The following is a 23,902-nucleotide window of genomic DNA, read 5'->3' on the forward strand; positions in this document are numbered from 1 at the left end:
TCGGTCGTCACCCCGCCGTTCGGGGCCGACGGTGGTCGGGTGCGGCCGATTCGTCGTGCGGCGCCAGGGGTGCGGTGGGCGGTGCAGGCGTCGGTGCCGGTTGCAGGCCGGCGATGATGCGCCCCTGGTTGGCGAGGCTCTGGCTGTCCGGGTCCCAGTAGCCGCTGTGGCCGTGGGTGTCGACGCCGAACGTCCGGCCGCCGAACTCGGCCCGTGCCGGGTCGGGCCCGAGGGTGAGGCCCGCGGCGTTGCTGATCATGTCGTCCGGGGCGGTGCCGAGCCAGACGTGCGCCGGGTCGATGTGCAGCTTCTCCGCGCGGTCCGTTCCCATGCCGGGGCTGGCGACCCCGATGATGTCGTCGGCACGGAGGCCGTCGCCGCCCCGGGCCGCGATGCCGACGGCGGTGGTGCCGTAACTGTGACCGATGACGGTCAGGTGACCGTGCCGGTCGCCCTGGGCGGTGCGCACGCCCTCGGTGAAGCGCCGCATGTCGGCGGCGCCCTGCTCGGCCCGGTCGGTGGTCGCCATGCTGGCGTCGAGCTCCGGTGCGTCATAGCCCAGCCAGGAGATCACCGAGACCCGGCTGCCGGGCCCCGCGGCCCGGGCGGCCTCGGTGCGGAGCGCGGCGGCACGGTCGATCTGTCCGGGCATGCCCGCCAGCGTCGTGCCGGTGCCGGGCACCAGGACGGCGGTGTGGTCCGCCGTGTCCGGGTCCCCGGTGGCGACCACGGCCCGACCGTCCCCCGCGGGTCCAGCGCCAGGAGGTAGAGCTGCCGGTCCTCCGGGTCGCCGTCCGCGCCGTCCAGGCGGTCCTTGAGCGCGCGCAGCGCGTTCTCCCGCCTGCTGTACTCCCCGTAGGTCGGCCCGGCGCCGTCGGGGGCGCCGACGTGGAGTGCGTCGGACTGCTGCTCCAGGAGCAGGCGGTTGGCCCGGTCGCGCACGGCGGACGGCAGCCCGTCGAGCCGGCCGATCTCCTCCGGGTGGAGGGCCGACAGGCTCTGCTGCTGGTCGGGGGTGAGCGCCGCCCACCACGCGGCTGCCTGCCGCGGGTCCGTGTTCTCCGGCACGGCGGGGGCCACCAGGCCGAGGTCCTTCGCCACGTCGGCGGCGTCCCGGGCGGATTCGGCGGCGGCGCCGAACGTCCGGGGGCGGTGAGGATGTCGGCGTCGAGGCGGCCGAGCGCCTGGGCACCCTGTTCAGCGGCCTCGCGGGCGCCGGCGACGGCCGCGTCGATGCGGCCTGCAGCTGGCTCCTGAGCAGCATGAGCGCGTCGGCTCCCGGGTCCGGGTCGTGGTGCTGGGGCGCCGACTGCGGCGGCAGCCCGACGGCACCGTCGGGGGAGACCGGCAGGCCCCATTCGTCGGCCCGCCGGAGCGCGTTGAGCAGGTTCGTCCTGGCCTGGTCCATCCGGTCGGCCACGGTTTCCAGGATGAGCGCCGCCGCCTCGGCCTCGACCCGTACAACCTCCAGGATCTGTTCGGTCCGCTCCATGGTGTGGAAGGCGCTGTCCGCGTCCCGGCCCTGCCACTGCGCGTGGCGCAGCGGGCCGTTCACCTGGTGCCGATGCCGGGTGTCCGCCGCCTCGGCCTCGCGTGAGAGCGCGCGCCAGGCCTGCGCGGCGGCGTGGACCCCCACCGGATCGAATTGCCGCAAAAGAGTGAATGTGCTGCTCATCGGGTGCCCTGCTGCGGCACCCGCGGCTGCCAGGTCTCGGCGACGGCGTCGTCGTTCCACTCGTGGCCCGCGGCGGTGGCGTCGAGGTCGGCGGCGGTGTCCGCGAGCCGTTCGGCGACTCTGGCCAGGGTCGGTGCCCATGCCTCGGCGTGCCGTGCCAGGGCGGCGCCCACCGCCCAGCCCGCCAGGTGGTCGGCGGCCGCCCGGCCGGCGGTCACGGCCGAGGTGCAGGGCCCGGTGAACTCGTCACCGATGGCCCGCGCCGCGGCCGCCGATGCCCTGAGGCCACGCGGGTCGACGCTGATCCGTCCGCTCACTGCTCCCCCTGCCGTCCGGCTGTGTCAGGTCCGGGGCAGAGCGTATACGGAGACAGTGACACTGCGTGTCCGGTGCATTGCCAGGAGTGATATTCTGCCGACGGATGGCCTGTGGCCTGCCGGGAGTCTGCGGGCCGGACGTGCCGTCAGGGGATCCTCGGTCGGGTTCCGCCGCGTGCGCCCGGGCCGGCTCCGGGGTGCGACGCGCCGGGAGTCAGGCTGCCTCGTCCGGGGTCCGTGCGGGTGCCGGGCGGGCGCGGCGGGCGTAGGCGCGCGCGGCGCGGGCGCGGTCGCCGCAGCGGACCGAGCACCACTGGCGCCTGCCGTGGGTGCGCAGCAGCAGTCGGTGGCAGGGGGCCGAGCCGCAGGCGGCGAGGCGCTCCGCGTCGGGGCCGGTGAGCAGGTCGGCGGCGTCGGCGGCGAGGACGGCCAGCGCGTGGTCGACGATCCGGTCGGCCGGGTGGGACGGCGCGCGGTGCAGCCCGTGGGTCTCGTCCCAGAGCAGGACGGCCGCCGCGGGCGCGCCGGTCAGTGCGTCGTTGACGGCGTCCAGGGCGGCGAAGGGCGGTGGCGCCGAGTCGATCCGGCTCGTGAGCAGGGCCGTGACCTGGTCGCGGAGGGTGCGCAGGCGTCCCGCGCACACCTCCTGCAGTCCGGCGTCGGCGGGGGCGAGATCGCGTGCGGCCAGCCACTGCGTCGCGTCCGCCGGGGAGGCGAGCAGGTCGAGCGTGTGGCCGCCGGGCAGGACGAGGGCGCTGTTGGCGAGGTCGAGCGCCGGGTGCTGCTCCGCCCCGGGGGCAGGGGGAAGGCGGTCTGGGCAGCGGTGCCGGTCGCGGTCTCGTGCATGCCTCTCATGGTACGGGTTGCGTTTATCCGTGATGATCAGTTAGCTTCACATCACGGGAAATACCGCCAAAAAACGTGAGGTGCACCATGGCCGACACCAGTACGACCGAGCAGCAGCCCACAGTCCGCGTCTTCGGCGGGCCCACTGCGCTCATCGAGTTCGGCGGTCTCCGATTCCTCACCGACCCGGCCTTCGACGCCCCCGGCGACTACCCCCGCGGCAACGGCCATGTCCTCACCAAGACGGCTCCCGCCGCCGTCGCCCCCGCCGCACTCGGCCCTGTCGACGTGGTCCTGCTCTCCCACGACCAGCACCCGGACAACCTCGACCACTCCGGCCGGGCGCTGCTCGCCGACGTCCCGCTCGTGCTCACCACCGTCAGCGGCGCGGGCCGCCTCGGCGGCACCGCCCGGGGCCTCGCCACCTGGGAGGCCGTCGAGCTGCCCCGCCCGGGCGGCGGCACCCTGACCGTGACCGCCGCACCGGCGCAGCACGGTCCCGAGGGCTGCGAACCGGTCACCGGGGACGTCGTCGGCTTCGTCCTCACCGCGTCCGACCTGCCCACGGTCTACGTCAGCGGCGACAACGCCTCGCTCGCCCTGGTCGAGGAGGTCGCGGAGCGGTTCGGCCCGGTGGACACCGCCGTCCTGTTCGCAGGGGCCGCCCGCACCGCGCTGTTCGACGGCGCGCTGCTCACTCTCGACAGCGCACAGGCGGCCGAGGCGGCGGCGATCCTCGGCGCGCGCCGGGTCGTCCCGGCACACTTCGACAGCTGGGCACACTTCAGCGAGGGCCGCAGCGACCTGGTGGACGCCTTCACCGCGACCGGACTGATCGATCGCCTGCAGTTCGGCTGACGGACCGTCGGTGGTGGGGCGGGTGCCCACGGCCCGGCGGCCCCCCGCTGCCCACGGCGCTCGGCGGCCCCCGATGCCCGTGGCACACCGAGAGCCGGTCCTACCACCAGTAGGCGGGGTAGGCGGGCGCCGCCCGCCGCGCCTTGGCGGTCAGCCAGCCGCCGGCCACCAGCAGCACCGCCGCACCGGCCACCGAGGCGACGAACCGTACGGGCGGCGGTCCCTGGAGCGTCGCGATGACGGCGGTGGCGCACGCGGGGGAGTGCGGTGTGCGGGCGAGCATGGTGGTGGCCAGGGCGAGCACGCCCGCCAGCGCGGCGGTCCACGGCGAGCTGCCGAGCGTCGCGTGCACGCCCAGACCGACGAGCCCGCACAGCAGGTGGCCGCCGACGACGCTCCGCGGCTGGGCGAGCGGCAGGTGCGGCACGCTGTGGACGAGGGCCGCGCTCGCCGCCAGCGGCGGGATGAGCAGCGGCTGGTGGATGACCGTGCCGACGGCCACCAGCATCAGCAGGACGGCGGCCGTGGAGCCCAGGGTGTGGGCGGCTGCCGACGGCGAGGGCCGGGCCGGGGCGCGGCTCGTCACGGGGCGGCGGAGTGCGCGGGCGGTGGCACCGGGTCGTTCGGGCGGCGCCGACGGGGTGCTCATGGTGAGCTCGGGGTTCACGTGCTGCTCGTTCGTGGGACGGGCCGGCGGGGCCGACGGGGGCGTGCAACCGGAGCGGGGCGGTCCGGCTGCGGAGGCCTCCATCAGCACGCCCTCATGATCGATGAGGGTCGACCCTGTGCGTTCGCCCAGGTCAGGGCCGCACAGTCCGACGATCACCTTAACCCGTGCCGCAGGCCGGCGGTCCTGGGCGTCCGTCCATGATGCTCCTCGTGCGGCCGGCCGCCGGCCGGTGCTTCGCACAGCGCGCGGTGGGCCGGTGCCGGACGCGGCATTAGCGGGAGGTGCGGCGGAGGACGAGCTCCCGGTCCTCCTCGGGGAGGGCGTCGGCTACCAGCAGCCGGGGCAGCAGGTCCGGTTCGAGGGTCAGGGCGCGGAAGGCCAGTGCGACGGTCACGTCGTGGTCGGGGCGGTGCACGATTGCGACGGGGTCGGACGCGCGGATCTCCCCGGGCTCGATCACGCGCAGGTAGGGGCCCGGCACCGCGGCCCGGGTGAACCGCTTGATCCAGCCCTCCTGCTCCAGCCATCCCTGGAACGTCGCGCAGGGCACCCGTGGGCAGGACACCTCCAGCACCACGTCCGGCCCGATGCGCCACCGTTCGCCGATCAGGGCGCCGTTGACGTCGAGGCCGACGGTGGTCAGGTTCTCCCCGAACGCACCGTTGGCGAGCGGCCTGCCGAGCTCGGCCTCCCAGCCGTCCAGGTCCTCGCGGGCGTAGGCGTAGACGGCCTGGTCCCGGCCGCCGTGGTGCTTCACGTCGTACGCGCGGTCGCCCGCGAGCCCGACCTCGCCGGTGCCCTTGGGGCCGGGGGCGACGACGCCGACCGGGCCGAGCACGGGCCGTTTGTCGATGCCCGTCGACGGCAGCCCCTTCCACGGGTTGGCGCGCGGTCTGCCGACGTTGACGGAGAGCAACCTCATGGGTCGACGCTACGTCTCCGGCTGCGCCGGGGCCAGGGCTATTCCGAAAGGAGGGGTGCCGCACCCGCTGCCGACGGCCAGGGCGGTCGGCACTCCGTCCCGGGGTGCTCCACCCGGGACGGGCCCGCGCCACGACACCGCCCCGCCGGCCCGACGCCACGTCACCTGCCGTTCCGGCGGGGTCGAAGCCCTCGACACCGGGGTGGCGGTCGGCTCCGTCGGCCCGAACGCCGCGTACCCGCAGGCCTGCCGGTTCGAGTACGGCGTCACGATGGCGGCCGAGTACCCCGCAGTCGCACCCGAACGCCGGGAGAGTCTCGGCCGCCGTCGGCGGCGGCGGTCCTATGATCGCTGGTGTCCGGGGACGACGGCGGAACACCGCCCCGTCGCTCCGGACGGTTGACGATCCGTCCGGAGCGGCCCTGCGGCCGCGGGGTACGCAGTGCGCGGGCTGCCCGGAGGAGGAGAACCAGGTGCCACCACTCGTTCTTGCGGAGAGCGACGCGCTCGAACTCCTCGCCTATCTGGTGACCGCGGCTCGCACCCAGCTCGACGAGGCGGCCGAGTACGCGCCGCTGCGCCTGCTCACGGCAGCGGGCCGGCTGGCCGGCATGGTCGAACCGCACGCGAGCGCCGAGCTGCTCCCGCTGGTCAGGGCGGTGCGGCTGGGCGTGGCGGAGACGGCGGTCCGGGCCGGCGGCCCGGAGGCGTACGTGGAGGGGTCGACGCGCTGTGCCGGTCGATCGCCGAGCACCTGGTGGCCGCGCCGGGGCCGGACGAGGCGGCGGCTCCGTGAACGCCGTCCTGCAGGCCATCCGGACCCGGCGGGTGGTGCGTGCGCTGACTGCGGAGCCGATCGACCGCGAGCGGCTCGACGCCGTCCTGGACAGTGCCCGCTTCGCACCGCACGCCGGCAACCGGCGCCTGCACCGCTATGTGGCCGTCGTGGACCCCGCGCTCCTGCGGGCGCTCCGCATGGTGTCCCCGGGGATGCTCCAGCATCCGGCCGCCGCCGTCGTCGTCTGCGTCGACTGGGCCGAAGTCCGCAGTTACGGCTTCCCGCCGTCCAACCCCGGTCCGTACATCGATGTCGGCACGGCGGCCGCCACCATGCTGCTCGCCGCGCACAGCCTCGGGCTGGGGGCGGGGCCCGTCACCTCCTTCAGCCGGGCGGCCGTGGCGACCCTGCTCGACCTGCCTCCGGACGTCCGCCCGGAACTGATCGTCTGCCTCGGCCGTCCGGCCCCCGACCAGCCCCCGCCCGTCCGCCGGCGCGGCGGCCCGCGGTGGGAGACGCTCGTCCGGTGGAACCGCGGCGACGCCGCACCCCCGCCCGGCCGGATGTGAGGCGGGCAGTCGGCGCGGAGCACCGCGGGCCCTGGCTGTGAGCCCGGACACTCCCTCTTGACCCGGTAGGAAGGGTTACCTAAGTTCTGGGGCATGTCCACGCACCACCACTCCGGCCCCGTCGACCCCTCGGCCGGGCGGCCCGGTTCCCATCCGGACGCCTCCGGGCTGGTCGACTTCGACATCGACCTCACCGCCCACGAGGTCCACCGCCGGGCGCAGGTGATGGCCGCGCTCGGTCCCGACTGGGATCCGGTGGCCGTCCTGCGCGACGAGCAGGAGGCCCACGCCCTGCTGTACTCCGGCCTCGACGAGCAGCAGCAGCGGATGCTCGACGACCTGGTCGCCGCCGGAGTGCTGCCCGCGCCCGGGAGCGGCCATGCTGCCCCTTGACCCGCAGGCCGACCTCGGCCGCCGCGCCTGGGCGGCCTGCCCGAAGTGCGACGACGCGGTCGCCTGTGCGCCCTGCCGGGAGCAGCGGGCCTGTGCGGAGCACTGGCGGTACCTGCTGTCCAACAGCGGCAGCCTGCTCCACCTGCAGTGCCCGGGGTGCGCCCACGTCTGGGCCCACGAGACGGGCTTCGGCGCCACCCGCTCGCTGTGGAGCCGCGTGACCAGCGGCCTGCCCGGCCGTCGCTGACCCCGGACCCACCGACCCGACCGGCCCACCGTCCCGACCGGCCCACCGCCCCGACTGCCCCCGACGCTCCCGTCCGGCGGCCGGGTGGCCGGGTGGCCGGCCGACCGGAGGAGCGTGACGGGTCCGCGGGTCTACCAGCCGACGGCGATCAGCAGGTACTGCGGGCTGCCGTGCGAGATGAACGAGGACTGGCCGGCGTAGTCGTCGTACGGGAAGCCGTACGCCAGGTGGTTGATGGCGTGGTCGTGCCAGAACTTCGCGTAGTAGTTGGCCGGGGCCGCCTGGTAGTACTGCGTCGGGTCCGACCACTGGGTCTGCGGCAGGGTGGCCACGTGCCGGTTCAGGGCGGCGCACATCCCGGGGTTCTGCGCCAGGGTGCCGGCGCACCCGAAGATGTCCGACGTGGGGGCGTTCACGCCGACCGAGGTCGCGTACGGCGTGAAGTAGCCCGCGTTCGCCCCGCCGGTGCGGAAGCTCGGGTCGCTCCCGGGCGCGATGATCCGGTAGGGCGCCTGGGTCTGGGCGAGCACCTTGAACGGGGAGGGGACGGCGTCCGTGAACTTCTGGAAGGTGACGGCGCGGTCCTCGGCGAAGGTCTGCTGGTCCTCGCCGACCGAGACGTCGTAGCCGTCGCGGGAGTGCAGCCGCATGGCGAGCTTCAGACCGAAGGCGTCGACCCGGGTGGTGTTGCCGTTGAAGACGTCGGCGCCGACGGTGAACTCGATGAAGTCGTAGTACTGGCTGGTGGGTGAGCCCAGGTAGAAGTACATCCGCCCGGCACTGTTGACCGGCATGTCGAAGTACGGCTGGTCGGCGATCGAGTGGGCCTGCCCGTTGTAGCTCCAGTAGACCTGGCTGTCCGGGTACTTGCCGTTGGTGCGGTTGAGGATCTTCAGCATCACGACGTTCTGCGCGGCCGGGATGCTGCTCGTGTCACCCCAGAACGAGCCGGGGTCGGTGGGCGGCGGCGAGGTGGGCGGGGTGGAGGAGCTCCCGGTGGTGTGCACCGCGAACTCCCAGAGGGAGTAGCCGTAGGCGGTGGCGCGGGCGGTGCCGTTCATGCGGACGTAGCGGCCGGTGGCGTTGACGGCGATGGTCTGGGTGCCGCCGGTGCCGGTGGTGGTGGACCAGGCGGTGGTCCAGGGGCCGGTGGCGGAGTCGGAGACCTGGATCTGGAAGGCGGTGGCGTAGGCCGCCTCCCACTGCAGGACGACCTGGCAGACCTGCTGCGAGGAGCCGAGGTCGACCTGGATCCACTGAGGGTCGGTGAAGGCGCTGGACCAGCGGGTGCCCGCGTCGCCGTCGAAGGCGGCGGAGGCCGGTGTGGCCGCGTTCTCCGTGGACGACGCGGAGGACGCGCGGCCCTGCGCCGCGTTGGTGCCGTTGCACGTTCCCGGGGCCGTGTCGGGTGCGTACACCTTGAACTCCCAGAGGGAGTAGCCGTAGGCGGTGGCGCGGGCGGTGCCGTTCATGCGGACGTAGCGGCCGGTGGCGTTGACGGCGATGGTCTGGGTGCCGCCGGTGCCGGTGGTGGTGGACCAGGCGGTGGTCCAGGGGCCGGTGGCGGAGTCGGAGACCTGGATCTGGAAGGCGGTCGCGTAGGCCGCCTCCCACTGCAGGACGACCTGGCCGATCGACTGGGAGGAGCCGAGGTCGACCTGGATCCACTGCGGGTCGGTGAAGGCGCTGGACCAGCGGGTGCCCGCGTCGCCGTCGAAGGCGGCGGAGGCGGGCACGGTCGCGTTCTCCGTGGACGACGCCGTCGCGGGTCTGCCCTGGGAGAGCAGTGCACCGGCGGCGCGGGCGGGCGACGGCAGGACGGTGAGGACGAGACCCGCGAGCAGTGCGGTGACCAGCGCGACGATCAGCGCGGGCCGACGGCCGGCCGGGGTCGGACGCGGGTGCGGTCGCGGAGGTGTGGGCAGGACAGCGGTGCCTGGCATGGAGTGTCTCCTGTACCGGGGTGGCGGGACAGCGGGTGGCGGGACAGCGACTGCGAGAGAGCGCTCTCTACGGTGGGGCCGGGCCGTGTGCGCGTCAAGACTTCGGACGGGCCGAAGGATTGACGGGTGCGGCGCGGACTGCGGGCTGCGACGCTCCCCGGCGCCGGTCGACCGCCCCGGCTCCTGCCGTACCGGTGGGTGCGGTTCCGCGGCTGCACGGCGCGCCGTCACGGCCACGGACGGTTAACCTCGGTTCAGGTGCGTGCAGCACATGGGCAGAGGAAGGTGTGACGTGTTCGGATCCGACGAGCCGGCGTTCGACCGGTACACCGACCGCGCGGAGGTGCGCCGACCGGCCGGCACCCGCGACGCCGTCCTGCTCGGCGAAGGGTCGGACGACGGGTATGCGCGCTTCGCGGACGGGCCGCGGCTGGTCGTGGAGTGGGACGGCCGGGTCTGGCAGCCGGTCGCCGTCGCCGACACCTACGCGGCGGCCTACCAGATGGTCACGCAGGGCGGGCTGCGGATCTTCCCGCAGGCCTGAGCCCCGGTCATGCCCGGACGGCCCGGGCAGACCGGACCAGCGACCCGGACGCCCGGCGCAGGTCCGACACCGGTCCGACACCGGTCCGACAGCGGTCCGACAGGTGTCCGCCGCCGGGAGGCAGGCCGAGGGGCCGGGCGGTGACCGGCGGGCCGGCCGGGGCCGGACTACGATGACACGGAAGTGCGAACGATCCACCGTGTCGGGCGGGCCCTCGGCGGGGCCGTCCGACACCGGGCCACCGGAAGGGGGCCGGGTGATGTTCCAGGAGCGCAGGGACCGCCGGCACGCCAATGACGCCTTCGACCACGGTGAGGGCGTCACCCACTACCGGATGCAGCAGAAGATGGTCTCCATCGGTGACGACTACTGGATCGACGACGACGCCGGTGAGCACCTGTTCAAGGTGAACGGCAAAGCTCTGCGCGCCCGTCGGACCTGGTCGATCGAGGACCGGGACGGCCACCGGGTCGCCAAGGTGCAGAGCCGTCCGCTGCGGATCAAGGACTCGATGGAGATCGAGGACGCGGACGGCCACCGGATCGCGCTGGTCAAGAAGGCCGTCGTCGGTCCGCTCCGCGACCGCTGGCGGATCAAGCAGGAACATGGTGAGGACCTCACCGTCCACGGGAACGTCGTCGACCACGAGTACACCATCGAGCGCGACGGCTACAAGATCGCCGAAGTGTCCAAGCGGTGGTTCAGGGTGCGGGACACCTACGGCCTGAACATCGGCCCCGACGCCGATCACGCCACCGTGCTGGCCGCCACGGTCGCGATCGACGCGATGGCCCATCCCGGCGACTGATCTCTTCCGCAGCCCTCGCGCCGGGTAGCCTCCGGCACGAAGCCGACCTTCTCGTGAGCACGGCGGCCGCGCAGATCGCGGCCGAAGACGTGAGCGGGATCCCGTGCAGTCCGAGCCGCTCGAAGCCGTGACCCACCGTCAGCCGCACCGCCTCCGAGCCCGGTCCCGTCCGGTCGGAGCACTGGAGTGGGCGGCGCAGCTGGTTCGCCCCGTCCGCCAGGCGGGATGCGTCGTCAGAGGGAATCCGGTGCGAGTCCGGAACTGCCCCGCAGTGGTGAGTGGGAACGAAAGCCGTCATCCAGCACTGGACACCTCGGTGTCCGGGAAGCGACGGCCGGTAGGAGCCGGACGGCCGACAGGCCCGGTGCGCCCGCGAACCCGAAGACCTGCCGCTGCCCGTGCGCCGCAGCGGCGTACGGCCTCACCGGGACCTCGTGGGCGGGTCGGCGGCGGAACGGGCAGGGCGCGGCACTCTCCGCAACGGCCCGTCCCTTCGCGCATCCCGCCGGCGTGGTCCGCGCGAACTCGCGAAGGAGAGTTCCGTGACGCACACCATCTGCCTGCCGGTCGTCCCCGCCCGGGCCGTTGCCACGGGCCGCCGACCCGCCGTCGGTCCGTTCCGTGCCGCCCTCCCGCCGTCCGCTCCGCCGCCCTCCGACGAGTGGACGGGACGCGCCTCCGTGGGGCGACCGCCGCCGCGGGCGGTCACCGGTGACCGCTCCTGCGCCCGTCGGCGCCTCGCGCACCCCGGCCGACTGGGCCGTCACGCTCGCCCACATCATGAGCGACCACGACACCAACCTCTACGGCACCGTCCATGGCGGCGTGGTGATGAAGCTGATCGACGACGCAGCCGCCGCGGCAGCCGGTCGCCACGCGGGGATGACCGCCGTCACCGTCTCCGTCGAGGAGATGACGTTCCTGGCGCCGGTCCGGGCCGGTGACCTGCTCACCGTCAGGGCCCGGGTCGACCGTGCGGGCCGGACTTCCATGGACGTGGGTGTCGTGGTGACCGCGGAGCGCTGGAACCGCACGGGCCCGGTCACCCGGGCCGCGACGGCCCACCTGGTCTTCGTCGCCGTCGACGCGGCGGGTCAGCCCCACCGGGTGCCGGAGCTCCGTCCCGCCGATCCCGCCGACCGCCTGCGGGAGCGCCGGGCACGTGCCCGGCGGTCCGAGCGCGGGCCACCCGGACAACGGTCTGCCGCGGGGGCGGCGACCGGAATCGATTTCCCATCCGGAGGCGAGTGCCGTAGGGTCGGGATCACCGACGCGGGGTGGAGCAGCTCGGTAGCTCGCTGGGCTCATAACCCAGAGGTCGCAGGTTCAAATCCTGTCCCCGCTACCACAACAGGCCGGGCCCGGTGCACACTGTGCACCGGGCCCGGCCTGCGTCGTCCTCGGCCGTCGCGTCCCCCGCGGGCGCTGTCAGCCGATCGGCTTCTCCCAGACCGAGACGTGTCGGGTGCTGTGCTCGGTGAAGGGTTCGCGCGTCCAGTTGTCCCAGCGGTCGCGCAGGCGCAGGCCGGCGAGCCGGGCCATCAGGTCCAGCTCGGCGGGCCAGATGTAGCGGAAGGGGATCGAGCGGGCCTCGCCGCGGCCGTCCGCCGAGACGGTGATGTAGTGACAGGTCGCGTCCTGGGTGACGGTGTCGTAGACCGTGCAGGCCCAGTCGGTCGGACCGGAACGGAACTGGATGGTGTTCTGGCCGGGCGGGAGCCTGCGCAGCTCCGGCACCATGACCTCGATGACGAAGCAGCCCCCGGGTGCGAGGTGCCTGGCGGCGTTGCGGAAGCACGCTACCTGTGCGTCCTGTTCGGTGAGGTTCATGATGGTGTTGAAGACGAGGTAGGCGAGCGAGAACGGGCCGTCCGCCGTCGTGTCCACGGCCGTCGTGGCGAAGTCGCCGATCGAGACGCCGATGTCGTTGCCGCCGCGCTTGGCGCGCATCCGGGCCACCATGGCCCGCGAGAGGTCGATGCCGTGGACGGGAACACCCCGCCCGGCGAGCGGCAGCGCGATCCGCCCGGTGCCGATCCCGAACTCCAGAGCCCTTCCGCCGGCGGCAAGTTCGGCCAGCACCGCCACGGCCTGCTCGATTGCGTCCGCCTCGAACTCGGGACTTGGCGATTGGTCGTACGTCGCGGCCAGGCGTTCTCCGAAGAATCCGTCTTCATAGATCACCGACGGACCGTACCCCGTCGCCCGGCCGTACGCAGCCGATTTCGACGGCGGGGGTCGTCCCTGTGGCCGCGCGTGTGAACGGATCTGACGGAGCGTCAGTCCACCAGGTCGCTGATGGTGATGTACAGCTGGACGGTGTCGCCGGTGCGCCGCACCCCGATGCAGCGCGGGCGCCGGTCCAGGAGCACGCCGTTGGGGCGGCAGGTCTCGTGCGGGCGGCCGAGGCGGCGGACGATCTCCTCCGCCGACGCGCCGTCGGTGCTGCTGACGGGGACGAACAGTGCACAGCTGCTGGAGCCGCAGCTTTCGGATGTCTTCCCCGCCACCAGGCCGGCCGGCATCCGGGGTGTGGCGTCCACCGCCGGGACCTCCGCCTGGGTGAAGGCGGCGAGGCAGTAGAAGGCTCCGACGGCCACGGCCAGGAGTGTCTGGACCGCCAGCACGCCCGCGGCCACGCCGGCGTGGTGCGACTCGTTCGGCCCCGGCTTCGGCCTCGGCCCGAGGTGGACGTGTTCGAACAGCACGCCGACGCCGACCACGAGGGCGGGCGCCGGAAGGAGCAGCACGCAGAGCTCGGCGCCGGCGTGCACCGTGAGCCACCCGGCCGCGATGGCGATCACCAGCGCCGCGCCGCCGATCAGGAGGACCGCGACCGGGATGCCGACCGCTCTCGTCCGGGCCATGCGGGACCAGCACAACGCCGGCACGGCGAGGAAGGCAACTCCGAGAACAGCGGCCCACACGGCTGAGACCTCCAGGGGTCGGTGACAGTGATCGAACCAACGGACGCTGTGCGGGCTGCCGTTGGTTCCGGCCGGGCACGGACTCCGCCGGCCCGGGGCGGTCCGGCCGGTTCCTCGCCGCCGGGGTTCCCGGCCCCTCGGTGGGCACCGCCGGCCGGGCGCCGCACCGATCCGGCCATCGCCGCGGTGGGCCGGCCGGGGCGGCGCCCCGGCCCCGGACCTGCCGTGCTGCCGTCGCCGCGGACGGGCCGAGCGGCCGGCCCGGAGCCCCCGGAGCGGACTCGGGTGACCCGTGGCTGATGGGAGGGCGAGCGGGCCCGGAGCCGGGCGGGCCGCCGGCCGGGATGGCGATGCCGCAGCATGGCCGAATCCCAACGAGTATTTACGTCACAGCAGTTGACCGTATTGATGCGCGCATGGCAGGTTCGGGCGGCCCGGGTGTGCGCAACCGGTCGCGCACCCGGCGATCCCCCACAAGGAGACCCATGTTCAAGGGACTTGCCGCCGGAATCGGCACGGCCGCGCTCGTCGCGGGCGCGCTGATCTCCGTCGCCGCCCCGGCATCCGCCGTCCAGGCAGGCGATCTGACGGCCACCATCGCGCTGAGCAACTGCTCGGCCTCGCTCGTGCGTTACCCCGCGTCGGTCGACACCGACCGGGCCATGATGCTCACCAACGGACACTGCCTGCCGACCATGCCGAGTGCGGGCCAGGTGATCCAGAACACCACGGCGAGCCGCAGTGGCACGCTGCTCAACGGGGCCGGTACCAGCCTCGGCACCGTCCAGGCGGACAAGGTGCTCTATGCGACGATGACGGGCACCGACGTCGCACTCTACGAACTGACCGACACCTACGCCTCCATCAGCAGCAAGTACGGCAGCACGGCGCTGACGATCAGTGACACCCACCCGGCCAACGGCGCCTCGATGTTCATCCCCTCGTCGTACTGGAAGCAGGTGTGGAACTGCTCGGTCAACGGGTTCGTCGACACCCTGCGCGAGGACCAGTGGACGTGGCACGACTCGCTCCGCTACAGCTCCGGCTGCAACACCACGCACGGTACGTCCGGTTCGCCGATCATCGACTCCGCCAGCAACAAGGTCATCGGCATCAACAACACCGGCAACGACGACGGCGCGATGTGCACCCTCAACAACCCTTGCGAGGTGGCGGCCGACGGCACCACCACCGTCACCAAGGGTCAGAGCTACGGTGAGGAGACCTACTGGTTCACCACCTGCCTCGGGGCCGGGCGCGCGATCGACCTGACCGTCGCCGGTTGCCTGCTCACCAAGCCCGCCGGCAGTGCCGTGTCCGTGACCAGCCCGGGCAACCAGACGACCGCGCTGAACGGGGCGGCGAACCTGCAGATCGCGGCGACCGGCGGCACCGCGCCGCTGACGTTCACGGCCACCGGCCTGCCGACCGGCCTGTCGATCAGCTCCAGCGGCAAGATCACCGGCACCGCGACCACGGCCGGCACGTACAACGTGACCGTCACCGCCAAGGACGCCGCCGGCAAGACCGGGGCGACCGGCTTCACCTGGACGGTCAGCTCCGGCGGCGGCGGCACCTGCACCCCGGCGCAGCTGCTCGGCAACGCGGGCTTCGAGACCGGCACCGCCGCGCCGTGGACGACCACCAGCGGCGTGGTGGACAACAGCTCCTCCGAGGCCGCGCACGCGGGCTCCTGGAAGGCCTGGCTGAACGGCTACGGCTCCACGCACACCGACAGCGCCTCGCAGACGGTGACCATCCCGGCCGGCTGCAAGGCGACCCTGAGCTACTGGCTGCACATCGACACCGCGGAGACCGGCTCGACCGCGTACGACAAGCTCACCGTGACCGTCAACGGCACCTCGGTGGCCTCGTACTCGAACGTCAACGCCGCGACCGGCTACGCGCAGAAGACGGTCGACCTGTCCGCCTACGCGGGCCAGTCGGTCACCCTGAAGTTCAACGGCGTCGAGGACTCCTCGCTCCAGACGAGCTTCGTGATCGACGACACCGCCATCCAGACCAGCTGACACCACACACCCGGCGCCACCGGCATGGAGGAGGGGCCCGGCATCCGCCGGGCCCCTCCGGCGTGTCCGGGCCGACCGGTGCGAGGTCTCGGCTCCGCTGTGGCTGCGGTGCCCGGCCTCAAACACTTCGTCTACGATCTCCTTCGAAGGAGTGGATCCCGTCCGCGCGTCGTCGCCTGCCGTGCTTTGACCCGACCATGATGAGCCCGCAAGCGCAACGACATCCCGCACGGCGTCAAGCCCGGCCCCACGCCGGGCTGTTGTGCCGTGCGCGCAACCCTGAGGAGGGTCATGTCCGGACAGCAGGACGCGCAGGCGGAGTGGATCGACGGCAAGGGGATCGCTGCGGATCCGCTGAGCTCCGAGCCGACCGTTCCCGTCCCGGTCCACCAGCGGGACACCGAGTGGGAGCTGCCGAACGGCTTCGCCTGGGTCTACTACGGCGAGGGCAGCACCGGGGTCGAGCGGCCCGTGATCATTGCCGACGGCTTCAACCTGGGCCGCAGCGACCTCCAGTGGCTCGCCCAGGGCCTGGACGGCGGGGAGTACAAGTTCCTCACCGAACTGCGCCGCCGCGGCCGCACCGTCGTGCTGCTCGGCTTCGACGAGCGCACCGCGCGGATCCAGGACAACGCGCAGGCCGCGATGGCGGCCATCCACCAGGCCATCGCCGAACGCCGCGGGGACGACCGGCTGGTGGTCGGCGGATTCAGCATGGGCGGGCTGATCACCCGGTACGCGCTGGCGAAGATGGAACTCCAGCGGATGGACCACCAGACCGCGCTGTACTTCTCCTACGACACCCCGCACCGCGGCGGGGTGATCCCGATCGGACTCCAGGCCTTCGCCCACTTCATCCCGACCGAGAACGACTTCGCCACCCAGATGAACAGCCCGGCCGCCCGGCAGATGCTCTGGCGGCACTACAACAGCGAGACCGGCGAGGTCCGTCAGGACGCGATGCGCACCGACTTCCTGAAGGAGCTGGAGCGCATGGGCGATTGGCCGGCGATCCCGCGGAAGATCGGTGTGGCCAACGGCACCGGCGACGGCACCGGCGTCGATGTGCCGGCCGGCGAGGTCGCCCTTCGGAGCACCGGCCTGATCGGCTTCCCCGGGTCCGTCTGGTACACCCAGGCCGAGGGCGCCGACGCCACGGTCGCCGAACTCAAGCGCCTGATCCCGTTCAAGCAGAAGACCGTCACCACGCCCGATCTGCCGGAGCTCGACGGGGCGCCCGGTGGCACGCTGGACTCCTACCGCATCGTCGCGGACGCCCTGGTGGCCAAGGGCGGCCAGGTGGACCTCGTCCACCCGACGATCTGCTTCGTCCCCACCGTCAGCGCGGTCGCCATCCGCGACATCGACCGGCCGTCCGACCTGTACGCGAAGGTGGACACGCTGCCGGCCGAGGAGAGTGAGCTCGACGACTTCTTCTGCTCGCCGACCACCACCGCGCACACCGCCGTGACGGAGGAGCTCTGCTCCTGGATCCTGGACCGCCTGCCGTAGGACCGCTCGGCGCGTGCCGAAGCCTCGGCCGCCCCGGACGTCGGCCGACGTCCGGGGCGGGCAGCGGATGCCGACGGGAGGTCAGTCGATCTCCACCACGACCTTGCCGACGGCGCCGCCGGTTTCCACCAGGCGGTGCGCCTCGGCCACGGTGGTGAGCCCGAAGTGCCGCGGATCGAGGATCGGCCGGAGCTGTCCGGCGTCGGCGAGCGCGGCGGCCTCGGCCATGATCTCGCCGTGGTGGGCGCGGCCGTGACCGGTGAGCATCGGCAGCAGGGTGAAGACGCCGGAGTAGGTGGCACCCCGGAAGGACAGGGGAGCGAGGCTGTGGGAGCCCCAGCCGAGGGCGCTCAGCACGTGCCCGGTGTAGGTGCGGGCCGCGGCGAAGGAGTCGTCGAGTGTCCGGCCTCCGACGGTGTCGAAGACGATGTCGAAGCCCTCGCCGCCGGTGTGCGCGGCGACGTACTCCTCGACCGTGGAGGCCGTGTAGTCGATCGGGACCGCGCCGAGGTCGGCGATGGTCCGCAGGCGCCCGGGCGAGCCCGTCGCCCACACCTCCGCGCCGCGGGCCCGGGCGATCTGGACGGCCACATGTCCGATGCCGCCGGCGCCGCCGTGCACCAGGACCCGGTGTCCGGCCCGGACGCCGGCGCGGTCGACCAGGCCCTCCCAGGCCGTGATGGTGACGAGCGGAAGGGCCGCCGCCTCGCGCATGCTCAGCGAGGCGGGCTTGCGGGCGAGCAGCCGGGCGTCCACGGCGGCGTACTCGGCGAGCGAGCCCTGCAGGTCGCCGACGCCACCGGTCAGGCCGTACACCTCGTCGCCGGGCGCGAAGCCGTCGACGCCGGGGCCGACCTGTTCGACCGAGCCGGCGAGGTCGAGGCCGAGGACGGCGGGCAGCCGGCTCCGGGCATGCGCGGCCTTCCCTGCTCGGATCTTGGTGTCCAGCGGATTGACGCCGCTCGCCGCGACCTTCACCAGGACCTGTCCCGGCCCGGCCACAGGTGTGTCGATCTCGCCGAGCCGCAGGGCTCCGCCGAAGTCCTCCAGTACCAACGCGCGCATCTGCTTCTCCCGGGTCGGGTTCAAGGTCAGGCTAAGGGTCAGGGTGAGAGTCGGGGCCGCTGTCTTCGTCTGTCCGGGCTCATCGAATCGAACAGACCGGTCTGTTTTTTGAAGCCCTGCGAAAACCCCTCCTTTCCGATCCCCGTGGGGTTGGCGGAGGGGCCCGTCGGTCAGCCGGTGGGCGGGCAGGCGCGGTCGACCAGCGCCCGCGCGGCGTTCCTGGCCGCCGCGGGCAGCGTCGGGTCCTGTTCGAGCCGGCCCGCCGCGAGCGTGCCGTCGACGAGCAGGGTGAGCTGGCGGGCCAGGCCGTCCGGATCGTCCGCGCCGGCCGCCTCGGCCAGCTCCCGAACCCAGGCGCGCACCGCCCGTTTGTGGTCGACCGTGACCGCGTGCGGCAGGCTGCCCGGCTCGCACTCGGCCGCCGCGTTGATGAACGGGCAGCCGTGGAAGCCGTGCCTCCCGAAGGCGTCCTCGACGGCGTCGAACAGGCCCACCAGCTGATCCCGGGGATCACTACCGGCGGCCAGCGCGGCCGTCCGCAGCCTGCCCCGCCAGGAGTCGTCGGTGCGGCGGAGGTAGGCGGCCGCCAGCTCGTCCTTGGCGGGGAAGTGAACGTACAGCGTCGACTTCGCCACGCCCGACTCCGCGATGATCCGGTCGACGCCGACGCCGCGCAACCCGTGGACGGCGAACAGTTCGCCGGCCGTGGTCAGGATCCGCTCGCGCGCCGGGACGCGTCCGGTGCCGACTGCCATGATCACCCTCCGTCTCCGGTGCGCGGGGCCCGGTGCCGGGTCGCACTGCCAGATCATACAGACAGGTCTGTCCGATTCAAAGCGGAGCCCGGCTGCTGGTGGTCACCGCCTCCGCCCGCTACCGTCCGGACATGGCAGCCAGAATCGATCTCACCCTCGACGGCGCGAACGTCCCGCTCCTCGCCGCCTTCTGGAGGACGGCGCTTGGGTACGTGGACGAGCCGCCGCCCGCGCCGTTCCGCAGCAGGGAGGAGTGGCTTGCCCACGTCGACCCGGGCGCGGACGACTCCGCGGAGGACGGGGCGTGGCTCTGCGACCCCGCCGGTGTCGGCCCGCGGCTCTCCATCCTCAAGGTCCCCGAGCCCAAGACGGCGAAGAACCGGCTGCACCTCGACATCCGGGTCCCGGGGCGCGGCAGCCCCGAGGAGCGGTGGGCCCGGATCGCGGCCGAGGCGGCACGGCTGGTCGAGGCGGGCGGCACGTGCCTGGCCGAGTTCACCGGCCACCACGTGGTGATGGCCGACCCGGAGGGCAACGAGTTCTGCGTGGCCGCAGCGGCCGGCTGAGGGCCACCCGGCTCCCTTCGCCCGTCGTCCGCCGGTCCGGGGCAGCGGTCCGGCGGGTCCCTGCAGTCCGGCGGGTCGGTGCGGTCCGGACGCCGTGTGGCAGGATCGGCCGCAGGAGGCCGGCGGGACCCGCCGGGACTCCCGGACCACCGGAACGAGGAGCAGGCAATGACGGCCAAGGTACTGCGGGCGAGCGAGCGGCCGGCCGTGCCGTGGCTGAACGGCGGCGGCGTGACGCGCGAGGTCGCGGGCGGCCCGGCGGGCTCCGGGATGGCCGACTTCGACTGGCGGGTCAGCCTGGCGGACGTCGACCGGGGCGGGCCCTTCTCCCTCTTCCCCGGTGTCGACCGGGTGATCACCCTGGTCGAAGGGGAGGGCATGGTGCTGACCGTGGACGGCGCCGAGCAGGCCGTGACGGTGCCCTTCCGGCCGTTCGCCTTCCCGGGGGACTCGACCACCGACTGCCGGCTCGCCGCCGGTCCGGTGGTCGACTTCAACGTGATGACCCGGCGCGGCCGCACCGCCGCCGAGGTGGAGATCGCCGACGACGGGCGCGCGGTCGAGGTGCCGGATGACGCCGTGCTGCTGGCCGTCTGCCTGGCCGGCTCGGCCGCGCTCGGCTCCGCCGGCGTCCGCCTCGACCGCTACGACGCGGTGCTGCTCACCGCGGGCACCGACCGCCTGGAGATCGACGGCGTCGCCGCGCTGGTGACGATCCGCCGGACAGTCGGTCGAACGGACTGACGGACGGACGGACCGGCGGGGGTCCAGTCGGTTCCGTCCCGCGGCCCCCGTCGCCGCCTCCGACCCGGGTCGTTCGGGTCAGCGGCGCGGCCGCGTTCTGCCGAGCGTCGTCCGGAGCGTCCGGCGGACGGCCCGGCCCAGCTGCCGGTGCGCCGGGCCGACGGTCCTCAGAGAGCGCAGCGGGCTCGCCCCGGCCGTCGCGCGTTCCGGCACACCCCTGCCGTGCCTGCCGCGGCCGGCAGCGGCGGCCCGCCGAGGGCGGGACCTCGGGCGCCGCGCCGCCGGCCGGGCAGCAGGACGCGCGCCGTGACCGCTGCGACTGCGGCGAGCACCGCCGCCGCCCAGGCCTCGGCCATCGTCCAGGCGGACGGCCGGCCTCCGGCCACCGAGCTGCGTTGCGGTGCGGCCTGCCCCGCTGCCGCGGCGACGGCTACGGCCGTCGGTGCCGACGCCGTGTCCGGTGCCAGCGTGCCGACCGGTTGGGCCTTTCCGGCTGCCGCGAATCCCCAGTCGAGCAGTTCCGCGGCCTCGTCGTAGACCTCCGCGGACGACTCCGGGTGCATCACCGTGACCAGCAGTGTCCGGCCGTTGCGCACCGCCGCGCCGGTGAAGGTCGCTCCGGCGTTGGTGGTGTAGCCGTTCTTCACCCCGATCAGACCGGGGTAACTGCCCAGCAGGCGGTCGGTGTTGGCGATGGCGTAGCTGACCCGCCGGCCGGTCGTCAGGTCGACGTCACCGGGGAAGTCCGCGGTCTTGGTGGCGCAGTATGAGCGGAAGTCGGCGTTGCGCAGCCCGGCGCGCGCGAAGAGGGTCAGGTCGTACGCGGACGAGACCTGGCCGTCCTCGTCGTAGCCGTCCGGGGTGACCACGTGGGTGTCGCGGGCCTGCAGGGCGTCGGCGCGGGCCTGCATCTGGGCGACGGTGGCGGCGATGCCGCCGTTCATCCGGGCGAGGACGTGCACCGCGTCGTTGCCGGAGCTGAGGAAGACGCCCCGCCACAGGTCCTGCACCTGGTAGCCGAGGCCTTCCTTGACCCCGACCAGGCTGCTGCCCTCGCCGAGTCCGTCGAGGTCGGCCGGGGTGACCTGGTGCACCAGTGACCGGTCGAACCTCGGCAGCACGGTGTCAGCGAAGAGCATCTTCAGGGTGCTGGCGGGCGGCAGCGGCAGGTGGGCATTCTGGGCGGCCAGCACCTCGCCGGTGTCGGCGTCGGCCACCAGCCAGGAGCGGGCGGTGAGTTCGGCCGGAAGCTGCGGGGCGCCGGGCGGCAGGGCCGCCTGGGCCCCGGCGCGGGAGAGCCGCTCGCCGCCCGGCGGAGCCGGGGCCTGGTTGCGGCTCGTGGCGAGGGCCGGTCCGGTCGGCCCGAGGCCGAGCGTGACCGCCGAAAGGAGGCATATGACGTGGCATGACAAACGCACACTGTGACCGTACCGGCGGCGCGGCCGCACCGCCGTCGCACTGGTCCGTCCGGGATCGGGCCCGGTGCGGGGGCGGTGCAAGGGCGGTGCAAGGGCGGTGCGAGGGCGAACGGTGCCGGGGGCGGATGGTGCCGGGTCAGGCTGCGGCGGTGGCCGCGGCCGTCGTGGCTGCGGTCGGGTCCTGCCGTCGGGCGAGGGCCTCGGCGGCGCGGGCGGTGCCGTACAGCGAGGCGGCGAGGGCGAGCACGAGGGCGGCGCCGGCCGCGAAGATGCTGCCGCTGCTGACGGCGGGCGGGCTGCCGGCCTCGGAGCGGGCCGAGCCGGCGAGGAACGGGACGACCGCCAGGACGGCTGCACCGAGGGCGACTTCGGCCCAGACCACCCTGGGGAAGTGATGCAGGGTCAGGTGGACGAGGGAGGAGGTGGGGTCGGTGCGGCGGGCCTGGGCGATGCGGGGCATCAGCCAGAACTGGTTGACGCCTCCGGCGGCCACCATGCCGAGCACGAGGAGGATCTTGATCAGCAGGAAGAAGCCGTAACTCGTGCTCCAGAGCTGGCTGATCGCGCCCACGTGCCGCCAGCTCATCCAGAGTCCGGAGGTGAGGACGGCGCCGACGCAGATCAGGGCGACGAGGCTGAAGCGGCGCCAGAGGTCGGCCCAGAGCGTGCCGGCGTCCGCGCCCAGCCGCCCACGGGCACCGGCGAGGACGGCGAGCAGGGCGAGGCCGCCGATCCAGACGGTGCCGCTGACGATGTGCACCTGGTCGAGGACGAGGTCCAGGATGCGGTCGGCCCCGTCGGGGGCGGTTGCCGGTATCGCCGCGATGAGGGTCACCGCGAGCGACAGGGGCAGGCCGGTCAGGGCGAGGGCGTCCAGGCGGCGGCGGGCGGCCGGGGCGAAGAGCGGGATCAGGACCGCGGCGGTCGCGAGCAGGACGAGGTTCTGCAGCAGGTAGAGGGTGCCCTGGGCGACCCAGGCGCCCTTCGCGGCGGGGGCGTTGAGGAAGTCGGCGATCCGGCTCGGCGCGAGGGCGTCGCCGAACGGCATGCCCTTGCCGGCCCGAGCCACCCGCCCGGCCAGCTGGAAGTACCCGGAGATCAGCAGCACCACGCCGGCCCATGCGAGGTGGCGGGCCGAGCGCCCGCGCAGGACGTCGGCGTCGGCGGCCGCGCTCTCCGTTGCGCGGAGCGAGGGGCGGACGGCGGCCGCGTACGTGACGGTGGCGCCGATCGCGCCGGACAGGCCGACGAAGTAGCCGGTCTTGGTGAGGATCCGCCAGAGGGGAGGGGTGGTGTAGGCCGAGGCCGCAGCAAGGTGCGCCAAGCTCATGAAGGTAAGGCTAACCTAAGTCACCCAGGGTCTGTCCAGGCCCCCGGCAGCTCCCGGCGGCTGTGTACGGCTCCGGGTATGACGACGCGGCCGCCGGATACGGGGGTACCGGCGGCCGCGCAGGGGTTGGGGGAGGGCGATGGCGAGGTGGCGGGGCGCCGTCCTACGGTCGGGGCGTCAGGCTTCGACGTCCCGGCCGGTGGTGGCGAGCCAGCCGACCAGGGCGAGGATGACCACCGTCCAGCCGAGGGTGACCGGGCCGAGGCCGAGGTTCAGGCCGCCGCGGGCGTGCGACACGGCCATCCAGTCGGCGAAGGAGGCGCCGAGCGGGCGGGTGAGCACGTACGCCGACCAGAACGCGGTGACCGCCCCCAGGCCGAGCTTCGCGTGGGCGAGTGCCGGGACGGCGATGGCGACCGCGAACGCGATGCCCGAGGCGAGGTAGCCCAGCTTGAAGGTGGTGGCGGTCAGGTCGCCGGCGGCGGTGCCGAGGGCGAAGGTCGCCAGCACGGTCGCCCAGTAGAACAGCTCGCGGCGCCGGGTGTTGATGGAGTGCACGGACAGCGTGCGCTCGGTCGCGTACCAGGCACCGAAGACGGCGGCGAGGGCCAGCAGGAAGAACGGGGTGGCCACGGTGTACGGGACGCCGAGGCCGACGTGCAGGACGTCCGCGGCCATCGTGCCGAACACGCTCACCATGACGACGGCCGTCCAGTAGATCCAGGCCACGTAGCGCCGGACGGCGAACTGCGCCGCCAGGGCGACCGCCAGGCCCACCGCGCCGAGGGCCACCGCGATCATCGGGTCCATCACGTGGGCGAGGAAGTCCGAGGCGGTCTCTCCCATCCCGGTGGTCAGCACCTTGATGATCCAGAACACTGCTGTGACCTGCGGAACCTTGGTCATCGCCGGTCCGACGGGGGCGACCGGGCCCCCGTGCCGGAGTTGAGCTGTCGTCATGGGTGGCAGCTTGGCACAGGCCGCG

The 23,902-nt window shown here is 73.6% G+C and carries 23 protein-coding genes, 1 tRNA gene, 4 pseudogenes and 1 riboswitch; of the genes and pseudogenes, 15 read left to right on the top strand and 13 right to left on the bottom strand.

The genetic code is table 11. From position 1 onward, the window contains the following. Positions 1-7: 7 nt before the first annotated feature. The gene (locus ABEB13_RS37780) at positions 8-1,408 is read right to left on the bottom strand and encodes an alpha/beta hydrolase (RefSeq protein ID WP_345709967.1); all 1,401 of its coding nucleotides are present in this window, start codon (positions 1,406-1,408) and stop codon (positions 8-10) included. Between ABEB13_RS37780 and ABEB13_RS37785 the strand changes: the two genes are divergently transcribed. Further along, positions 1,292-1,597, top strand: coding sequence for a hypothetical protein (locus ABEB13_RS37785; RefSeq protein ID WP_345710027.1), 306 nt, complete (start codon positions 1,292-1,294; stop codon positions 1,595-1,597). The two genes, ABEB13_RS37780 and ABEB13_RS37785, sit on opposite strands and share 117 nt — an antisense overlap. Before the next feature lie 74 nt (positions 1,598-1,671). Here ABEB13_RS37785 and ABEB13_RS37790 read toward each other — a convergent pair whose 3' ends face one another. Beyond that, positions 1,672-1,992 carry a hypothetical protein gene (locus tag ABEB13_RS37790; RefSeq protein ID WP_345709142.1) on the bottom strand — a complete coding sequence of 107 codons (321 nt, stop codon included), beginning with the start codon at positions 1,990-1,992 and terminating at the stop codon, positions 1,672-1,674. Positions 1,993-2,206: 214 nt separating this feature from the next. Beyond that, complete coding sequence (locus tag ABEB13_RS37795) at positions 2,207-2,872, bottom strand: ABATE domain-containing protein (RefSeq protein ID WP_425559982.1); 666 nt, start codon at positions 2,870-2,872, stop codon at positions 2,207-2,209. A gap of 53 nt (positions 2,873-2,925) precedes the next feature. Here ABEB13_RS37795 and ABEB13_RS37800 point away from each other — a divergent pair, with 53 nt between their 5' ends. After that, positions 2,926-3,696, top strand: coding sequence for an MBL fold metallo-hydrolase (locus ABEB13_RS37800; protein WP_345709143.1), 771 nt, complete (start codon positions 2,926-2,928; stop codon positions 3,694-3,696). A 100-nt stretch (positions 3,697-3,796) separates the two neighbouring features. On the opposite strand, the gene ABEB13_RS37805 is transcribed toward ABEB13_RS37800, so the two are convergent. Together ABEB13_RS37805 and ABEB13_RS37810 are read right to left on the bottom strand one after the other, a co-directional pair. After that, the gene (locus ABEB13_RS37805) at positions 3,797-4,363 is read right to left on the bottom strand and encodes an HPP family protein (protein WP_345709144.1); all 567 of its coding nucleotides are present in this window, start codon (positions 4,361-4,363) and stop codon (positions 3,797-3,799) included. 274 nt (positions 4,364-4,637) lie between these two features. Further along, on the bottom strand, positions 4,638-5,288 hold the full coding sequence (locus tag ABEB13_RS37810) for an MOSC domain-containing protein (RefSeq protein WP_345709145.1): 651 nt from the start codon (positions 5,286-5,288) through the stop codon (positions 4,638-4,640). Between the two features lie 344 nt (positions 5,289-5,632). Here ABEB13_RS37810 and ABEB13_RS40990 point away from each other — a divergent pair. The 4 genes and pseudogenes from ABEB13_RS40990 to ABEB13_RS37825 form a co-directional block, all read left to right on the top strand. After that, positions 5,633-5,905: pseudogene (locus ABEB13_RS40990) on the top strand (DUF6092 family protein); the annotation flags it as partial. A gap of 175 nt (positions 5,906-6,080) precedes the next feature. After that, complete coding sequence (locus ABEB13_RS37815; RefSeq protein ID WP_345709146.1) at positions 6,081-6,635, top strand: nitroreductase family protein; 555 nt, start codon at positions 6,081-6,083, stop codon at positions 6,633-6,635. A 93-nt stretch (positions 6,636-6,728) separates the two neighbouring features. Then, on the top strand, positions 6,729-7,028 hold the full coding sequence (locus ABEB13_RS37820) for a DUF6400 family protein (protein WP_345709147.1): 300 nt from the start codon (positions 6,729-6,731) through the stop codon (positions 7,026-7,028). After that, positions 7,015-7,275 carry a hypothetical protein gene (locus tag ABEB13_RS37825; protein ID WP_345709148.1) on the top strand — a complete coding sequence of 87 codons (261 nt, stop codon included), beginning with the start codon at positions 7,015-7,017 and terminating at the stop codon, positions 7,273-7,275. Before ABEB13_RS37820 ends, ABEB13_RS37825 begins: the two co-directional genes overlap by 14 nt. Before the next feature lie 131 nt (positions 7,276-7,406). Here ABEB13_RS37825 and ABEB13_RS37830 read toward each other — a convergent pair whose 3' ends face one another. Beyond that, complete coding sequence (locus ABEB13_RS37830; RefSeq protein WP_345709149.1) at positions 7,407-9,218, bottom strand: galactose-binding domain-containing protein; 1,812 nt, start codon at positions 9,216-9,218, stop codon at positions 7,407-7,409. A gap of 292 nt (positions 9,219-9,510) precedes the next feature. Here ABEB13_RS37830 and ABEB13_RS37835 point away from each other — a divergent pair, with 292 nt between their 5' ends. The 4 genes and pseudogenes from ABEB13_RS37835 to ABEB13_RS37850 all read left to right on the top strand — a co-directional run bounded on the left by ABEB13_RS37835 (position 9,511) and on the right by ABEB13_RS37850 (position 11,918). Then, a complete protein-coding gene (locus ABEB13_RS37835; RefSeq protein ID WP_345709150.1) occupies positions 9,511-9,762 on the top strand; it encodes a DUF6087 family protein in 252 nt (83 codons plus the stop codon). 259 nt (positions 9,763-10,021) lie between these two features. After that, the gene (locus ABEB13_RS37840) at positions 10,022-10,570 is read left to right on the top strand and encodes an LURP-one-related/scramblase family protein (protein ID WP_345709968.1); all 549 of its coding nucleotides are present in this window, start codon (positions 10,022-10,024) and stop codon (positions 10,568-10,570) included. Between the two features lie 237 nt (positions 10,571-10,807). After that, positions 10,808-10,958, top strand: a riboswitch (cobalamin riboswitch). 443 nt (positions 10,959-11,401) lie between these two features. After that, positions 11,402-11,530 (top strand): annotated as a pseudogene (locus ABEB13_RS40995) (hotdog domain-containing protein); the annotation flags it as partial. A gap of 311 nt (positions 11,531-11,841) precedes the next feature. Beyond that, a tRNA-Met gene (locus ABEB13_RS37850) sits at positions 11,842-11,918 on the top strand. 80 nt (positions 11,919-11,998) lie between these two features. Here the strand turns inward: ABEB13_RS37850 and ABEB13_RS37855 are convergent. Together ABEB13_RS37855 and ABEB13_RS37860 are read right to left on the bottom strand one after the other, a co-directional pair. Then, on the bottom strand, positions 11,999-12,754 hold the full coding sequence (locus tag ABEB13_RS37855; protein ID WP_345709152.1) for a class I SAM-dependent DNA methyltransferase: 756 nt from the start codon (positions 12,752-12,754) through the stop codon (positions 11,999-12,001). A 95-nt stretch (positions 12,755-12,849) separates the two neighbouring features. After that, positions 12,850-13,437 (bottom strand): MFS transporter, encoded by a 588-nt coding sequence (locus ABEB13_RS37860; protein ID WP_345709153.1) that lies wholly within the window; start codon positions 13,435-13,437, stop codon positions 12,850-12,852. Positions 13,438-14,159: 722 nt separating this feature from the next. Between ABEB13_RS37860 and ABEB13_RS37865 the strand changes: the two are divergent. From ABEB13_RS37865 to ABEB13_RS37875, 3 genes and pseudogenes are all read left to right on the top strand, one after another. Continuing rightward, a pseudogene (locus ABEB13_RS37865) lies at positions 14,160-14,600 on the top strand (S1 family peptidase); the annotation flags it as partial. Between the two features lie 201 nt (positions 14,601-14,801). Beyond that, positions 14,802-15,527 (top strand): annotated as a pseudogene (locus tag ABEB13_RS37870) (putative Ig domain-containing protein); the annotation flags it as partial. A 291-nt stretch (positions 15,528-15,818) separates the two neighbouring features. Further along, a complete protein-coding gene (locus ABEB13_RS37875) occupies positions 15,819-17,039 on the top strand; it encodes an esterase/lipase family protein (RefSeq protein WP_345709154.1) in 1,221 nt (406 codons plus the stop codon). 81 nt (positions 17,040-17,120) lie between these two features. Here ABEB13_RS37875 and ABEB13_RS37880 read toward each other — a convergent pair whose 3' ends face one another. Both ABEB13_RS37880 and ABEB13_RS37885 read right to left on the bottom strand, forming a co-directional pair. Then, positions 17,121-18,128 (bottom strand): zinc-dependent alcohol dehydrogenase family protein, encoded by a 1,008-nt coding sequence (locus tag ABEB13_RS37880; RefSeq protein WP_345709155.1) that lies wholly within the window; start codon positions 18,126-18,128, stop codon positions 17,121-17,123. Positions 18,129-18,274: 146 nt separating this feature from the next. Continuing rightward, positions 18,275-18,859, bottom strand: a complete 585-nt coding sequence (locus tag ABEB13_RS37885) for a TetR/AcrR family transcriptional regulator (RefSeq protein ID WP_345709156.1) — start codon at positions 18,857-18,859, stop codon at positions 18,275-18,277. Between the two features lie 131 nt (positions 18,860-18,990). Between ABEB13_RS37885 and ABEB13_RS37890 the strand changes: the two genes are divergently transcribed. Together ABEB13_RS37890 and ABEB13_RS37895 are read left to right on the top strand one after the other, a co-directional pair. Next, positions 18,991-19,425 (top strand): VOC family protein, encoded by a 435-nt coding sequence (locus ABEB13_RS37890; protein WP_345709157.1) that lies wholly within the window; start codon positions 18,991-18,993, stop codon positions 19,423-19,425. A 168-nt stretch (positions 19,426-19,593) separates the two neighbouring features. Then, positions 19,594-20,169: a HutD/Ves family protein gene (locus ABEB13_RS37895; protein WP_345709158.1), complete on the top strand. Its 576-nt coding sequence runs from the start codon at positions 19,594-19,596 to the stop codon at positions 20,167-20,169. 167 nt (positions 20,170-20,336) lie between these two features. Here ABEB13_RS37895 and ABEB13_RS37900 read toward each other — a convergent pair whose 3' ends face one another. From ABEB13_RS37900 to ABEB13_RS37910, 3 genes are all read right to left on the bottom strand, one after another. Then, on the bottom strand, positions 20,337-21,587 hold the full coding sequence (locus ABEB13_RS37900) for a D-alanyl-D-alanine carboxypeptidase family protein (RefSeq protein ID WP_345709159.1): 1,251 nt from the start codon (positions 21,585-21,587) through the stop codon (positions 20,337-20,339). A 136-nt stretch (positions 21,588-21,723) separates the two neighbouring features. Next, a complete protein-coding gene (locus ABEB13_RS37905) occupies positions 21,724-22,917 on the bottom strand; it encodes a copper resistance D family protein (protein WP_345709160.1) in 1,194 nt (397 codons plus the stop codon). A 177-nt stretch (positions 22,918-23,094) separates the two neighbouring features. After that, a complete protein-coding gene (locus ABEB13_RS37910) occupies positions 23,095-23,877 on the bottom strand; it encodes a COG4705 family protein (protein ID WP_345709161.1) in 783 nt (260 codons plus the stop codon). Between the last annotated feature and the right edge of the window lie 25 nt (positions 23,878-23,902).

Source organism: Kitasatospora paranensis (assembly GCF_039544005.1).
GTDB classification, from domain to species: Bacteria; Actinomycetota; Actinomycetes; order Streptomycetales; family Streptomycetaceae; genus Kitasatospora; species Kitasatospora paranensis.

Excerpts from the sequence above, each read along its gene's own strand:
- ABEB13_RS37780 (WP_345709967.1), bottom strand. The coding sequence starts at position 1,408 with ATGGACCAGGCCAGGACGAACCTGCTCAACGCGCTCCGGCGGGCCGAC.
- ABEB13_RS37800 (WP_345709143.1), top strand. The coding sequence starts at position 2,926 with ATGGCCGACACCAGTACGACCGAGCAGCAGCCCACAGTCCGCGTCTTC.
- ABEB13_RS37810 (WP_345709145.1), bottom strand. The coding sequence starts at position 5,288 with ATGAGGTTGCTCTCCGTCAACGTCGGCAGACCGCGCGCCAACCCGTGG.
- ABEB13_RS37820 (WP_345709147.1), top strand. The coding sequence starts at position 6,729 with ATGTCCACGCACCACCACTCCGGCCCCGTCGACCCCTCGGCCGGGCGG.
- ABEB13_RS37825 (WP_345709148.1), top strand. The coding sequence starts at position 7,015 with ATGCTGCCCCTTGACCCGCAGGCCGACCTCGGCCGCCGCGCCTGGGCG.
- ABEB13_RS37830 (WP_345709149.1), bottom strand. The coding sequence starts at position 9,218 with ATGCCAGGCACCGCTGTCCTGCCCACACCTCCGCGACCGCACCCGCGT.
- ABEB13_RS37840 (WP_345709968.1), top strand. The coding sequence starts at position 10,022 with ATGTTCCAGGAGCGCAGGGACCGCCGGCACGCCAATGACGCCTTCGAC.
- ABEB13_RS37860 (WP_345709153.1), bottom strand. The coding sequence starts at position 13,437 with ATGGCCCGGACGAGAGCGGTCGGCATCCCGGTCGCGGTCCTCCTGATC.
- ABEB13_RS37875 (WP_345709154.1), top strand. The coding sequence starts at position 15,819 with ATGTCCGGACAGCAGGACGCGCAGGCGGAGTGGATCGACGGCAAGGGG.
- ABEB13_RS37885 (WP_345709156.1), bottom strand. The coding sequence starts at position 18,859 with ATGGCAGTCGGCACCGGACGCGTCCCGGCGCGCGAGCGGATCCTGACC.
- ABEB13_RS37890 (WP_345709157.1), top strand. The coding sequence starts at position 18,991 with ATGGCAGCCAGAATCGATCTCACCCTCGACGGCGCGAACGTCCCGCTC.
- ABEB13_RS37895 (WP_345709158.1), top strand. The coding sequence starts at position 19,594 with ATGACGGCCAAGGTACTGCGGGCGAGCGAGCGGCCGGCCGTGCCGTGG.
- ABEB13_RS37905 (WP_345709160.1), bottom strand. The coding sequence starts at position 22,917 with ATGAGCTTGGCGCACCTTGCTGCGGCCTCGGCCTACACCACCCCTCCC.
- ABEB13_RS37910 (WP_345709161.1), bottom strand. The coding sequence starts at position 23,877 with ATGACGACAGCTCAACTCCGGCACGGGGGCCCGGTCGCCCCCGTCGGA.